The 14,333-nt window shown below is 63.0% G+C and carries 12 protein-coding genes and 1 other RNA gene; all 13 read left to right on the top strand.

All coding sequences use genetic code 11. The annotated features are described in order from the left end of the window. The first annotated feature begins 101 nt into the window (after positions 1-101). The 13 genes from IB265_RS10890 to murD all read left to right on the top strand — a co-directional run bounded on the left by IB265_RS10890 (position 102) and on the right by murD (position 14,268). A complete protein-coding gene (locus IB265_RS10890; protein WP_058321238.1) occupies positions 102-809 on the top strand; it encodes a DnaJ family molecular chaperone in 708 nt (235 codons plus the stop codon). Next, positions 806-1,570 carry an N-acetylmuramoyl-L-alanine amidase gene (locus IB265_RS10885; RefSeq protein ID WP_113132991.1) on the top strand — a complete coding sequence of 255 codons (765 nt, stop codon included), beginning with the start codon at positions 806-808 and terminating at the stop codon, positions 1,568-1,570. The genes IB265_RS10890 and IB265_RS10885 overlap by 4 nt, the downstream gene beginning before the upstream one ends. A 224-nt stretch (positions 1,571-1,794) precedes the next feature. Next, positions 1,795-2,322, top strand: coding sequence for a lytic transglycosylase domain-containing protein (locus IB265_RS10880; protein WP_057253452.1), 528 nt, complete (start codon positions 1,795-1,797; stop codon positions 2,320-2,322). A gap of 300 nt (positions 2,323-2,622) precedes the next feature. Continuing rightward, positions 2,623-3,813 carry an FAD-binding oxidoreductase gene (locus IB265_RS10875; RefSeq protein WP_113132990.1) on the top strand — a complete coding sequence of 397 codons (1,191 nt, stop codon included), beginning with the start codon at positions 2,623-2,625 and terminating at the stop codon, positions 3,811-3,813. Between the two features lie 105 nt (positions 3,814-3,918). Continuing rightward, positions 3,919-4,319: RNase P RNA component class A (rnpB, locus tag IB265_RS10870), an RNA gene on the top strand. 609 nt (positions 4,320-4,928) lie between these two features. Then, positions 4,929-5,369: a division/cell wall cluster transcriptional repressor MraZ gene (gene mraZ / locus IB265_RS10865; RefSeq protein WP_057253455.1), complete on the top strand. Its 441-nt coding sequence runs from the start codon at positions 4,929-4,931 to the stop codon at positions 5,367-5,369. A 14-nt stretch (positions 5,370-5,383) separates the two neighbouring features. Then, positions 5,384-6,409 carry a 16S rRNA (cytosine(1402)-N(4))-methyltransferase RsmH gene (gene rsmH / locus IB265_RS10860; protein WP_113132989.1) on the top strand — a complete coding sequence of 342 codons (1,026 nt, stop codon included), beginning with the start codon at positions 5,384-5,386 and terminating at the stop codon, positions 6,407-6,409. 6 nt (positions 6,410-6,415) lie between these two features. Then, on the top strand, positions 6,416-6,799 hold the full coding sequence (locus IB265_RS10855) for a hypothetical protein (protein ID WP_057253459.1): 384 nt from the start codon (positions 6,416-6,418) through the stop codon (positions 6,797-6,799). Further along, positions 6,799-8,547: a penicillin-binding protein 2 gene (locus IB265_RS10850; protein ID WP_057253461.1), complete on the top strand. Its 1,749-nt coding sequence runs from the start codon at positions 6,799-6,801 to the stop codon at positions 8,545-8,547. Before IB265_RS10855 ends, IB265_RS10850 begins: the two co-directional genes overlap by 1 nt. Positions 8,548-8,613: 66 nt before the next feature. Further along, entirely contained in the window at positions 8,614-10,077 is a 1,464-nt protein-coding gene (locus IB265_RS10845; protein WP_058321311.1) for a UDP-N-acetylmuramoyl-L-alanyl-D-glutamate--2,6-diaminopimelate ligase, read from the top strand. A 1-nt stretch (position 10,078) separates the two neighbouring features. After that, entirely contained in the window at positions 10,079-11,518 is a 1,440-nt protein-coding gene (locus tag IB265_RS10840; RefSeq protein WP_057253464.1) for a UDP-N-acetylmuramoylalanyl-D-glutamyl-2,6-diaminopimelate--D-alanyl-D-alanine ligase, read from the top strand. Positions 11,519-11,768: 250 nt separating this feature from the next. Next, positions 11,769-12,869, top strand: a complete 1,101-nt coding sequence (mraY, locus tag IB265_RS10835; RefSeq protein ID WP_057253465.1) for a phospho-N-acetylmuramoyl-pentapeptide-transferase — start codon at positions 11,769-11,771, stop codon at positions 12,867-12,869. Between the two features lie 7 nt (positions 12,870-12,876). After that, the gene (gene murD, locus IB265_RS10830) at positions 12,877-14,268 is read left to right on the top strand and encodes a UDP-N-acetylmuramoyl-L-alanine--D-glutamate ligase (RefSeq protein ID WP_058321241.1); all 1,392 of its coding nucleotides are present in this window, start codon (positions 12,877-12,879) and stop codon (positions 14,266-14,268) included. Positions 14,269-14,333: the final 65 nt, after the last annotated feature.

Raw genomic sequence — 14,333 nt, 5'->3', positions numbered from 1 at the left:
GCCATCACAAATTCGTCATCCTTGTGGTCCGGGCCGTCCACCGCTTGCGATTTGCCACCACATCGGTCCATGCTATAGAGTGGAGAGACAGGGAACCTCGCATGTCATTTTGGGACAGCCTCCTCAAGATCGTTATCGCCACCGGCAATGCGCTTGCCGGCGTGGTCGAGGCCGTGCGCACCCTGTTCGAGGGCGATCCGGAAACACGGCGCAAGGTGGCCTTCTCCGTCGCCATGATCGCGCTTTCGGCCAAGATGGCCAAGGCCGACGGCATCGTGACCGAGGCCGAGGTCGACGCCTTCCGCGACATCTTCCAGTTTCCGCCGGATCAGGCGCAGAACGTCGCGCGTCTCTATAACCTGGCGCGCCAGGACGTCGCCGGTTACGAGGCCTATGCGGAGAAGATGGCGTCGCTGTGTTCGTCCTGCGAAAAGAATTGCCCGATCCTCGAGGATATCGTCGACGGCCTGTTCCACATCGCCAAGTCGGATGGCGCCGTGCATGAGCGCGAGCTCGCCTTCCTGTTGCGCGTGGCAGACATCTTCGGCATGGACGAGGGACATTTCGAGCGCATCATGGCCCGTCATGTCCATGGTGACGGCCGCGACCCCTATCAGGTGCTCGGTGTTTCGCGTAAGGATGACTTCGCCGATATCCGCAGGCGCTACCGGGTACTCGTTTCGGAGAACCATCCGGACATGCTGGTTGCGCGCGGCGTACCGCACGAATTCCACGCGATCGCCAATGATCGCATGGCGGCATTGAATGCCGCCTATGAGGCGATCGAGAAAGAACGCCGAGCCGCATGACCTCCAAATACTGCGACTATCCGGGTGCACGCTTCATGCCGTCGCCCAATTTCGGCGACCGCGTCGACCAGCGCGCCCCGGATATGATCGTTCTGCATTATACCGGCATGCCGACGGGCGCTTCGGCGCTCGAATGGCTTTGCCGCGAGGAAAGCCAGGTCTCCAGCCATTACTTCGTCCACGAGGATGGGCGCGTCGATCAACTCGTGCCGGAGGCGCGCCGTGCCTGGCATGCCGGCAAGAGCTATTGGAAGGGCGAGACCGATATCAATTCCTGCTCGATCGGAATAGAGATCGCCAACCCGGGTCACCCGGGCGGTCTGCCGGACTTTCCGGAAAAACAGATCGCGGCAGTTGTGGAATTGTGTCGGGACTGCGGCGACCGCTGGTCGATCGCGCCCGAGAGAGTGCTCGCACACAGCGATATCGCCCCCATTCGCAAGGTCGATCCGGGAGAAAAATTTCCCTGGCACATTCTTCATCGCGAAGGGGTCGGGCACTGGGTGGAACCGGCCCCGATCGGCGGCGGACGCTTTTTCCAGCGCGGCGACCAGGGCCAGCCGGTGGAGGCCATCCAGTCGATGCTGTCGCTCTACGGTTATGGCATTGATGTAACTGGCGAATTCTGTGAAAAGACCGAGGGCTCGGTCGCGGCGTTCCAGCGGCACTTCCGACAACAAAGGGTCGATGGCATTGCCGACATCTCAACCCTCGATACGCTTCACCGATTGCTTTCCGGCCTGCCGGAATTTACCGCCTGACGCGGAAGATTTTTTCGTCAAAACGGCACTTCTGCAGATATTCTTGGCATGTTTTTTTAGCTTTGCCACATGTTTACCATGATGCGGCATTCATTTCCGGCCCCATTGGAACTGCAGGGGTATCAGGGCGCAACGCTCACTTCCTGTGAATGAAACGATCGGGAAGTGAGGTTCGAAGCGGGGTGCGCTTCGGTCCATTCCCCAGGCCGGAGAATTCAAACTAAATGAGAATATCGTCTGTTGCTGCGGTGGCGGCATGCCTTGGCATGTTCTTCGCCGGGATGGGTACGTCGTATGCGGGGAATGTCGATAAGACCATCAAGACCTCATCCATCCAGTCCGTCACCCGGACCACAGGCTATCCCAAGCCGGATCTCGTCTCGAACGTCCAGTACACGGGTCTGATCAAGTCCTACGCCAAGCAATACGGCGTTCCGGTCGATCTGGCGCATGCGATCGTCAAGGTCGAAAGCAATTTCAATCCCAAGGCACGCGGCAGCGCCGGCGAAATCGGCCTGATGCAGATCAAGCCTGCTACCGCTCGCATGATGGGCTATTCCGGTTCCTCCAAGGGTCTCTACGATCCGGAAACCAACATCAAGTTCGGCATGAAGTACCTCGCCATGGCGCATGAGCTGTCCGGCGGTACGACGTGCGGCACGGTTCTCAAGTACAATGCCGGCCACGGCGCCAAGCGCATGAACCCGGTTTCCAAGCGCTACTGCGGCAAGGTGCAGAACATCATCGACTGATCGATTGCATGACGAGCGCCGGCGCGTTCTTTCGCTTGGCGAAAGCGCCGCGCGTCTTATCAGACGCGCAAAGGTCGCTGTAGCACTTTGATTTTCTGCATGTTTTTGTCCGTTAACCGGCTACGATCAATGGAAACATGCAGTCAACGAAGAGCTTCATCCGCCAGCCATATCCGGCGATGGCGGATGCTCTAGCCGGACAGGTCTCGCGTTCCGGCGCACAGGGAAAAACCCTACAACCATCGTGTCATACAGGCGCCGGCATGCTATCTCCCTTGAGCAAAAGGGACGAGGACCGGCATGTCGGAAAGCTTTGATTTCATTGTCGTCGGCAAGGGCATGATGGGTGCTGCGGCCGCCCGCCACCTGGCGCTTTCGGGAGCCAAGGTCGCGCTGATCGGACCTGATGAGCCGACGGACTGGGCCAATCATACCGGCGTCTTTTCGAGCCACTACGACAATGCCCGCATCACCCGCACGATCGATGACGATCCAGTGTGGGCGCGGCTCGCCAGACGCTCGATCGAGCGTTACGGCGAAATCGAAGGCGAAAGCGGCATCGGCTTCTACCACGAAGTTGGCTGCCTGATCGCCGGCCCGGCGCCCGGATCTTCCTACGACTATATCGAGCAAGTCGAGAAGGCGCGCGACGCGCTTGGCGTCGGGGCGCCGCTCTACGATGGCGAGGCGCTGTCGCAGCGTTTTCCCTGGTTCCGTTTCCCCGATGGCACCGCCGGCGTTCACGAGAGGCGCGGGGCCGGCTACATCAACCCGCGGGCGCTGGTCGCGGCGCAGACGGTATGCGCCGAGAAGGCGGGAGCCCGGATCGTGCGCAGCGAGGTTGTGACCGTGGCGGAGGAGCGCGACCGTGTGGTTGTCGCGACCGTCGACGGAAAGCGTTTCGTGGCAGGCCGGGTGATCGTTGCCGCCGGCGGGTTCTCGATTTCCGTAGCACTCCTGCCGCGGCCGATCGATCTCACCGTTAAGGCGCGAACCGTATTCTTTGCCGAGGTGGCAAGCAGCGATCTGTCTGGTTTCGAGCGCATGCCGTCGCTGATCGGCGCGGCGCCGGAGCAGGAGAAAAGCTACTACCTGCTGCCACCGGTCGGCTATGCGGACGGCAAGCATCACATCAAGATCGGCGGCGATCCGACCGACAGGATCCTCGAGGGCGAAGCGGCGGTGCGGCAATGGTTCCGCGGGCCGGGCAGCGCGACAACGGCGGAGCATCTGCGCGGGCTGCTGGCCGAGGTGATGCCCGGCTTCCAGCCGGTCTCCACCCACTTTTCGCCCTGCGTCACCTCGTTCACCCGCCACGGACTGCCCTATATCGGCTTTGCCGAGGGGAGCCGTCTCGCCGTCGTCACCGGCGGCAATGGCCAGGCGGCGAAGAGCTCCGACGAGATCGGCCGGCTCGGCGCGGTCCTCGTGCTCAACGGCCGGATCGACGAGCCCGAATACGATGCGGATTTCTCGGTCGCGTTTCGCTAGATCGGGTGCGCCAGGACCGCCTTGCTCCGATCTGCCCTGTTGGCGGCTCAAAAACTCTGCCGTTTTTTCTGGCGCGCTGCGGCGGGCTGGTTTAAGGAGCGCGTGCCAGTTGGCCGGGCAGCCGCTCTCCGCAAGTGCCGAAAGGCCGCGGGGGGAGGAAAGTCCGGGCTCCACGGAAGTACGGTGCCGGATAACGTCCGGCGAGGGCGACCTCAGGGAAAGTGCCACAGAAAGCAAACCGCTCCGCTTGGCGGAGTAAGGGTGAAAGGGTGGGGTAAGAGCCCACCGCGGACATGGCGACATGGACGGCACGGCAAACCCCACCGGGAGCAAGACCGAATAGGGATGACGCGGGCGCGCAAGCGTCCAGCCTGTTTCCGGGCCAGTCATCCGGGTGGGTTGCAAGAGGCTGCGTGCAAGCGCAGTCCCAGATGAATGGCTGCCACGTTCCGTTGCCTTCGGGCTGCGGGGCCATACAGAACCCGGCTTACAGGCCAACTGGCGATTTCTCCTTTGTTTTGTCCGGCACAGAGCCGTCTCGAATTCTCTTTCGAAGCGGACCCGAGGGTCGGCGTCTGCCGGGGTAAGGCGTCGACGTTGCCGACGCCCGCAACATCAGGTCGGCCGACAGGCAAATCATGCGTTTCGGCTGCTTCGCGCCGGCTTGATCTGGCCCGCATTTTCCATGCGTGTCCGTTTGGAAATGAACCGGCCCGTCTCGGTGAGCTGTTTTTTCGCCCCGTGCCGGAGGCATAACTGCGCTCTTTCTCACATTCTGATTTTCCAACGATTTGAAGCCGTTCCGCTGTCGCATTCCCGGACGGTGGGGGTCTCTTCGTAACCCTTCGTTAAACTTAACAACCTATCAATATTTGATCAGCCCGACGGCTGTTTACGAGCCCATTCCCATTGACGCCCATATGGTCCCATGATATCCCATAATGGCACTGCGCAGGGGCTGCTTCGCGGCCCAACATCGCAAGAATCCAGTGCCTTCCGGCTTCGGAGGGTAGGCGGACATTCCGGTGTCCGGCAGGGGTGTCTTGTGTGTGCGGTTACGTGTTCTCGCGGGTCGATGATTGTGGCCCGTCAGTCTTGGGCGGCCGTTTCGCGTTATGAACCGCTTCTTGTCACATGCTGCCAATCGGATCGATGCGAAGGGGCGGGTTTCCGTTCCCTCGGCGTTTCGTTCCGTGCTGTCGGATGGGGGCGTCCGGGAGCTATACTGTTTTCAGGATTTCGTCTTCCCGGCGATCAGCGTCGGCGGGCCGGAGCTCCTGGATCGGTTCGAGAAGCAGATGGCGGCCGAGGATCCGTTTTCCTCGGAGGCCAACGAGATGTCGCTGCTCGTTCATGGGGGTGGCGTCTTCGTGAAGCTCGATCCGGAAGGCCGGTTGATGGTGACGGATTTCATCCGCGACTTCACCGGAATCTCGACCGACGTGATGTTCGTCGGGCGGGGCGATTATTTTCAGCTCTGGGAGCCGCAGGCCTTTGTCAAGGCGCAGGCGGTGGCCCGGGAAGGGCGCAAATCACGGGGGTTGCGTCCAGACTAGAATGGAGAGGCGGAATGGTGACGGAACAAGGCGGAGGTATTCCTGAAGCCGAAGGCGGACCGGTTCGTCACATTCCCGTCCTCCTGTCGGAGGTTCTCGCGGCGCTCGAGCCTGCGCCCGGCAAGGTCATCCTCGATGGCACCTTCGGTGCGGGCGGCTACAGCTCCGCAATCCTCAAGGCCGGCGCCGACGTCATCGCGCTCGACCGCGACCCGACGGCGATTGCCGCCGGCGAGAAGCAGGTCGCCGAGTGGGGCGGACGGCTGAAGCTTATTCATTCGCAGTTCTCCGAACTTGCCGCCTATGCGCCGGCCGAGGGGCTGGACGGCGTCGTGCTCGATATCGGCGTTTCCTCGATGCAGATCGATGAGGCAGAGCGCGGCTTCTCCTTCCAGAAGAAGGGGCCGCTCGACATGCGCATGTCGGCCTCGGGCGTTTCGGCCGCCGATGTCGTCAACCGTGCCAAGGTCTCCGATCTCATCCGCATCTTCGGTTTTCTCGGCGAAGAGAAGCAGGCGGGCCGCATTGCCCGCGCAATCGAGAAGCGCCGGGCCGAGCAGCCCTTCGAGACGACCCGCGACCTTGCTGGCCTGATCGAGGTGGTGACGCCGCGCAAGGCAAAAGACAAGATCCATCCGGCGACCCGCGTCTTCCAGGCGCTGCGCGTTTTCGTCAACGACGAACTCGGCGAGCTCGCTCAAGCGCTGTTTGCCGCCGAAAAGGCGCTGAAGCCAGGCGGCCGTCTTGTCGTTGTCACCTTCCATTCGCTCGAAGACCGCATCGTCAAGGCCTTCTTCCAGGATCGCTCCGGCAAGGCGAGCGGTTCGCGCCATCTGCCGATGGTTTCGTCGCGCGCGGCAACCTTCACGCCGGTTGGCAAGCCCATGGTGGCAGCCAGCGAGGAAGAAGCGTCCCTCAATCCGCGTGCCCGCTCTGCGAAGCTGCGCGCCGGCATCCGCACGCAAGCCGCGTCGCCGGGAAACGATCTATCCATTTTCAATCTGCCGGAACTGGCAAGCCTTGCACGGTTGGGGGGCTGACAAGACATGCTTCGAACGCTCGATATCGTTCTGATCGTCGTCATGACGGCCGCCGCGACGGTGACCTATACGATCAAGCATCGCGCCGAAAACAAGCTTGAGGAAGTCCGCAAGCTCGACGTGGCGATCAAGCTTGAAGAGGACACGATCGATCTGCTTCGCGCCGACTGGGCGCTCTTGACGCAGCCGAACCGGCTGGAGCGTCTGGTCGGTACCTTCGGTGCCGACCTGCAGCTTGCGCCGACGCCTTCCACACAGCTCGCCCAGCCGCAGGAACTGCCGATGCTGAAGGCGGATCTGCCGGTGCCGGAAGACAAGTCGGCGAAGGACGGTATCGCCTCGATCATCAACAAGACCGATAACATGGCAACTGGCTCGGTGGCGCGCTGATGTCGTTTCTCTCCCGCATCATGGTATTGAAGAGCAAGGCGCATTTCTCGGCAGGCGGCAACAACCGGCCGGCCGAAAGCGGCCTCAACGTCACCTTTCAGGGGACGCGCAAGAAGACCACCAATCAGGCGAAGAACCGCGTCGCCATCGTGATCGCGAGCTTCGGCATCGTCTATGCCGTCATCGGCGGGCGCCTGGTGCAATACGGCATGGCGCAGCCGGAAACGGTTTCCAGCATCGGCCGGGCCGACAACCTGATGGCCTCGCGCCCTGACATTCTCGACCGCAACGGCGAGATCCTCGCGACCGACATCCGCACCGTCTCGCTCTATGCCGAGCCGCACAAGATCGTCGATGCCGATGAGGCAGTCGAGCGCCTGTCGACGGTTCTGCCTGATATCAATGCGCGCGAAATCTACAACAAGCTGAAGTCGAAATCGCGCTTCCAGTGGCTGCGCCGCCAGCTGACCCCGAAGCAGCAGAGCGAGATCCTGGCGCTCGGCATTCCCGGCGTCGGCTTCCGTCCGGAAAAACGCCGCTTCTATCCCGGCGGCCACACCGCCGCGCATATTCTCGGCCACGTCAACATCGACAACCGCGGCGTTGCCGGCATGGAGCGCTACATCGACAGCCAGGGGCTCGCCGACCTTGCCGCGATCGGCATGACCAGCGACGCCAAGCTCGAGCCGGTGAAGCTCTCGATCGACGTGCGCGTGCAGAACATCGTGCGCGACGTCATCGACGCCGGCATGAAGAACTACCAGGCGCTGGCCGCCGGCGCCGTCGTGCTCGACGTCAACACCGGCGAAGTTCTGGCGATGGCGTCCGTTCCCGACTACGACCCGAACAAGCCGGCCGAAGGTGCGGAAGAGGGCTGGATGAACCGCATGTCGAACGGCACGTTCGAAATGGGCTCCACCTTCAAGACCTTCACCATCGCCATGGGGCTGGATTCCGGCAAGGTGACGCTCAACGACAGCTTCGACGCCTCGGCGCCGATCCGCATCGGCGGCTTCACCATCAAGGACTTCCACGGCAAGCGCCGCGTGCTGACCGTGCCTGAAATCTTCCAGTATTCGTCGAACATCGGCACGGCCAAGATCGCTGACCTCATCGGCATTCCCGGCCACAAGGAATTCCTGACCCGCATCGGTCTGCTTTCGAAGCTGCCGACCGAGCTGCCGGAGGTGAAAACCCCGACGCAGCCGCGCGAATGGAAGAAGATCAACTCGGTCACGATCTCCTTCGGCCACGGCGTCTCGACGACGCCGCTGCAGACGGCGGTTGCGGGTGCTGCACTCGTCAACGGCGGCAAGCTGATCGAGCCGACCTTCCTGCCGCGCACCGAGGAGCAGGCCAACGCAGTCGCCACGCCGGTGGTCAAGAAGAGCACTAGCGACGACATGCGCTTCCTCTTGCGCTGGAACGGCATTGCCGGCTCGGGCAAGCGTGCGCTGGTGCCGGGCTTCAACGTCGGTGGCAAGACCGGTACGGCCGACAAGGTGGTCAATGGCCGCTATGCCAGCGACCAGAACTTCAACGCCTTCCTCGCGGCCTTCCCGATCGACAACCCGAAATACATCGTGCTGACCTTCATCGACGCGCCGAAGACCGGCGAGGGCGGCGGGCGCACGGCAGGCTCGAACGCTGCTCCCATGGTTCGCGACATCATCAGCCGCTCCGCGCCGCTGCTCGGTGTCGAACCAAAGTTTGGAGAAGACGGTTCTGCCTTGCTTGTGTCTTATTAGACATGAAATGAGAAAGCGGACGATTCGCGATTCTTGCGGATCGAAATCGATGCGAGACGTGCGTTCATGAAGATCAAAGACCTGGCGGGATCGAACTTCCCGGAACTTTCGGCGCAACTGGGCGGCGCTGCCGCCGATATCGACGTTGCCGGACTGACGGCCGATAGTCGGCAGGTTCAGCCAGGGGATCTCTTCGTCGCAGTTACCGGCAGCAAGGCCAATGGCAGCACCTATATTGCCGACGCGCTGAAGCGCGGCGCGGTCGCCGTCGTCACCGAAGCGGGCTCGGACGCCGATGCCTCGTCGGCGCCGGTCCTGAAGCTCTCTGAACCGCGCGCTTTCCTGGCGCGCGCCGCTGCCGCCTTCTATGGCCGCCAGCCGGAAACCATGGTCGCCGTGACCGGCACCGCCGGCAAGACCTCGGTCGCCTCCTTCACCCGCCAGATCTGGGCGCATTCGGGCTTCGCGGCCGCGATGATCGGCACGACAGGTGTCGTCGCTCCCGGCCGCAACGATTACGGTTCGCTGACGACGCCCGACCCGGTGTCGCTGCACAAGCTCTTGGCCGAGCTTGCCGAAGCCGGCGTCACCCATGCGGCGATGGAAGCCTCCAGCCATGGCCTCGACCAGAGCCGCCTCGACGGCGTTCGCCTTTCGGCTGCCGCCTTCACCAATCTCGGCCGCGACCACATGGACTATCATCCGACGGTCGAGCACTACATGGCCTCCAAGATGCGGCTGTTCAATGCCCTGCTGCCGAAGGGTGCGCCGGCGGTGATCTTTGCCGACGACCAATGGTCGGAGCAGGCGATCGCGGCTGCCCGCAAGGCGAAGCTCGAAGTACGCACGGTCGGCCGCAAGGGCGACTACATTTCACTGAAGCGCGTCGAGCACTTCCGCCACAAGCAATCGGCCGAAGTGCATGTCGGCGACGACATCTTCGAAATCCACATTCCGCTCGCCGGCGATTTCCAGGTGGCGAACGCGCTGGTCGCGGCGGGTCTCGCCATGTCGACCGGCATCAGCCCCAAGGCCGCCTTCTCCGCGCTTGAAAAGCTGCAGGGCGCCTCCGGCCGCCTCGAACTGGTCGGCCAGACCAAGGACGGCGCGCTCGCCTATGTCGACTATGCCCACAAGCCGGATGCGCTGGAAAATGTGCTGGCCTCGGTGCGTCCGTTCACGACCGGCCGCGTCGTCGTGGTCTTCGGCTGCGGCGGCGACCGCGACAAGGGCAAGCGCCCGATCATGGGCGAGATCGCGACAAGGCTTGCCGATGTGACGATCGTGACCGACGACAATCCGCGTTCGGAGATCCCCGAGGTGATCCGCGCCGAAATCATGACTGCTGCCAAGGGCGCGATCGAGATCGGCGACCGCGCCCAGGCGATCCGCACGGCGGTCGGCATGCTGAAGACCGGCGACACGCTGATCGTTGCCGGGAAGGGACACGAGGAGGGTCAGACGATCGGCTCCGTGACGCTGCCCTTCTCGGATCATGCGGAGGTCCGCAAGGCATTGGGAGGCTTGTGATTTGAACTGGCTCTGGACAAGCAGCGATCTCCTGGCCGCGATGAACGGCCGGCCGGTTGGCAACCTGCCCGAGGGCATCTCGGGTATTTCGATCGATAGCCGTTCGATCGGCAAGGGCGAAGCTTTCTTCGCGATCAAGGGCGATCGCGTCGATGGCCACGACTATGCCGGCATTGCGCTCGCCAATGGCGCGGCGGTGCTGGTCGTCAGCGAAGGCAAGTTGCCGGCGCTCGGACGCCTCAACGCGCCGATGATCGTCGTCGACGACGTGCTCGAAGCGATGATCCGGCTGGGTTGCGCGGCGCGCGACCGCAGCGCCGCCAAGATCATCGCCGTCACCGGTTCGGTGGGCAAGACGACGACCAAGGAGATGCTGCGCCATGTGCTTAAGCCCCAGGGCCGCGTGCATGCTTCGGTCGCATCCTTCAACAATCACTGGGGCGTGCCGTTGACGCTCGCACGCATGCCCGAGGCAACCGACTTCGGCATCTTCGAGATCGGCATGAACCATCCGGGCGAGATCCGGCCGTTGACTGCCATGGTACGGCCGCACGTGGCCATGGTGACGAGCATCGCCGCCGCCCACCTCGGCAACTTCAAGAGCCTCGATGAGATCGCCGAGGCCAAGGCCGAGATCTTCGAAGGTGTCGTCAATGGCGGCCATGCGCTGATCATTCACGACAGCCCTCAATACAAGCTTCTGGAAAATGCCGCGGCTACGGCCGGCGTCAGCCACATCCATTCCTTCGGCGCCAATCCCAAGGCCGAATTCCGCCTGGTCGAATTCAGTGGCGGTCCGGAAGGCTCCATTCTCTGGGCCGGCATCGGTGGTCGGACGCTGGAAGTGGCGATCGGCGCGCCCGGACGGCACATTGCCGAGAACGCGGTGGCCGTTCTGGCAGCGGTGAAGCTTGCCGGCGGCGATCTCGACTATGCGGCTTCGGCCCTTGCGACCATGCAGGCGGAAACGGGCAGGGGGCGACGCCATACGCTAGTGATCGGCACCGGCACGCTGAAGGTGATCGACGAGAGCTACAATGCCAATCCGAGCTCGATGCGGGCGGCGATCGCGCTCCTGCGCGACAGCGAACCGCCGGTCGGCGGCCGCCGCATCGCCGTGCTCGGCGACATGCTGGAAATGGGCGAACACGCCGTCGAGGTGCATGCCGCACTCGCCCGTCCGCTCGTCGAAGCCGGTATCACCGATGTCTGGCTTGCCGGACCTTTGATGGCGCATCTGCGTGATGCGCTGCCGCCCGAGGTCTCCGTGATCTATCGGGAGAGCGTCGAGGACCTGAAGACGTATGCGCTGGCCGCCGTCGCGCCCGGCGATGTCATCATGATCAAGTCGTCGAAGGGGACCGGCTGCGCCAAGATCGTGCAGGCGCTGATCGAGACCTATCCGGCAGCGGATACCGAGGGACCTGAAGCCGAGGAATAAGCCGGCGACACCACCCATGATGGGCGCGGTGGATACAGCCTGGGGTTAGGTGGGCGCGCCCGAACACTTCGCATGCTGCTGCATACCTCCTTAAATCGGAATCGATTTAGGGGAAAAATTATGCAGCGGATCAAATTGTTACAGCGACCTTTGCGCGTCTAGTTAGACGCGCGGCGCTGTAATGCGTATCGTTTTTCAGATGATTCTGTTGGACGACGTCTATTGCTAAACCTTTGGGGAAAGGTCCCTTATGCTCATTTGGCTCGTGGAACTGGCGGACCACTTTCAGTTTTTCAATCTTTTTCGCTACATCACCTTCCGCACCGGCGCGGCGCTCTTCACCTCGGCCATGATCGTCTTCCTGTTCGGCCCTGCGATGATCGCTTCGCTGCGCATCCGCCAGGGCAAGGGCCAGCCGATCCGTGCCGACGGGCCGCAGACGCATTTCAAGAAGGCCGGCACGCCAACCATGGGCGGCCTGATGATTCTGGCCGGCATCGTCGTCTCGTCGCTGCTCTGGGCCGATCTTTCCAGCGTCTATGTGGTCTCGACCCTGCTCGTCACCCTCGGTTTCGGCGCCATCGGCTTCTATGACGACTACCTCAAGGTCACCAAGCAGTCGGACAAGGGCTTTTCCGGCAAGGCGCGCCTCGGCTTCGAATTCATCATCGCAGCGATTGCGGTGTTCTTCATGATGCAGGCTTCGCTTTCGAGCGGTACCGCCGGCTCGACCTTCGGCTCCTCGGTCACGTTCCCCTTCTTCAAGGACCTGGTGATCAATCTCGGCTATTTCTTCGTGCTGTTCGGTGGCTTCGTTATCGTCGGCGCCGGCAATGCCGTGAACCTGACCGACGGTCTCGACGGCCTTGCGATCGTGCCGGTCATGATCGCCGCCGCTGCCTTTGGCCTGATCGCCTATCTCGCCGGCAACGCGGTCTTTGCCAACTACCTGCAGATCCATTTCGTGCCTGGCACCGGCGAGCTTGCCGTCATCCTCGGCGCCGTCATCGGCGCCGGCCTCGGCTTCCTCTGGTTCAACGCGCCGCCGGCGGCAATCTTCATGGGCGATACCGGGTCGCTCGCACTTGGCGGCCTGATTGGCACCGTTGCCGTTGCCGTTAAGCACGAGATCGTCATGGTCATCATCGGCGGCCTCTTCGTGATGGAAACCCTGTCGGTCATCATCCAGGTGTTCTGGTTTAAGCGCACCGGCCGTCGTGTCTTCCTGATGGCGCCGATCCACCACCACTTCGAAAAGAAGGGCTGGACCGAAAGCCAGGTTGTGATCCGCTTCTGGATCATCGCCGTCATCCTGGCGATGGTCGGCCTCTCCACCCTCAAGCTGCGGTGAGCGGACGATGATCCCGGTCTCCACATTCAGCGGTAGGAAGGTCGCTCTTTTCGGGCTCGGCGGCTCGGGGCTCGCAACGGCGCAGGCGCTGGTGGCCGGCGGCGCGGACGTCACCGCCTGGGACGATAACCCGGACAGCGTCGCCAAGGCTTCCGCCGCGGGCGTGCTGACGGCGGACCTGCGCTCCGTCGAATGGGCCGCTTTTGCCGCCTTCGTGCTTTCGCCGGGCGTGCCGCTCACCCATCCGAAGCCGCACTGGACGGTCGATCTCGCCCATGCTTCGGGCGTCGAGATCATCGGCGACGTCGAGCTCTTCGTGCGCGAACGCCGCGCGCATGCGCCCGATTGCCCGTTCATCGCGATTACCGGCACCAACGGCAAGTCGACGACGACGGCGCTGATCGCGCATATCCTGAAGGAAAGCGGTCGCGACACTCAGCTCGGCGGCAATATCGGCACGGCGGTTCTGACCCTCGATCCGCCCAAGGCCGGCCGCTTCTACGTGGTCGAGTGCTCGTCCTACCAGATCGATCTGGCGCCGACTCTCAACCCGACCGCCGGCATCCTCCTGAACCTCACACCCGACCATCTCGATCGCCATGGCACGATGCAGCATTACGCCGACATCAAGGAGCGGCTGGTCGCCGGCAGCGGCACAGCCATCGTCGGCGTCGACGACAGCTTCTCGGCCCTGATCGCCGACCGCGTCGAACGCGCCGGCACGAAGACGGTGCGGATCTCGCGCCGCCATGTGCTTGCCAATGGTCTTTATGCCGAAGGCTCGCGCATCCTGAAGGCAGAAGGCGGCACGTCCAGCCTGTTCGTCGATCTCGATGGCATTCAGACGCTGCGCGGCGGCCACAACGCCCAGAACGCGGCAGCGGCCATTGCCGCCTGCCTCGCAGTTGGCGTCAGCGCGGTGGAGATCCGCGACGGGCTGAAGAGCTTCCCCGGTCTCAAGCACCGCATGCAGCCGGTTGGGCGCAAGGGCGCGGTCGTGTTCGTCAACGATAGCAAGGCGACCAATGCCGACGCGGCAGCGCCGGCGCTTTCGAGCTATGAGCGCATCTACTGGATTGCCGGCGGTCTACCGAAGGAAGGGGGCATCACGACGCTTGCGCCCTTCTTCCCGAAGATCGTCAAGGCCTATCTGATCGGCGAGGCGGCGCCTGCCTTTGCGGCGACGCTCGGCGAGGCGGTTCCTTACGAAATTTCGGGCACGCTGGAGCAGGCGGTGGCGCATGCGGCCGCAGAGGCAGGCAAGGACGAAGCCGGCCCTTCGGCGGTGATGTTATCCCCGGCTTGCGCAAGCTTCGACCAGTATAAGAACTTCGAGGTGCGCGGCGATGCGTTTGTCGGCCATGTGCGCGCGATCGATGGCGTGACGATGCTGATTTAGTCCGTCACCGTCAGGCTGGTGCTGAAGGCACCGGTCGAAACGGAAGCGGGTGCAGGTATTCGGAC

The sequence above is a fragment of the Ensifer sp. ENS10 genome (assembly GCF_014852025.1).
Classification (GTDB): Bacteria; Pseudomonadota; Alphaproteobacteria; order Rhizobiales; family Rhizobiaceae; genus Ensifer.
This window is presented reverse-complemented; position numbering and strand designations above follow the sequence as displayed.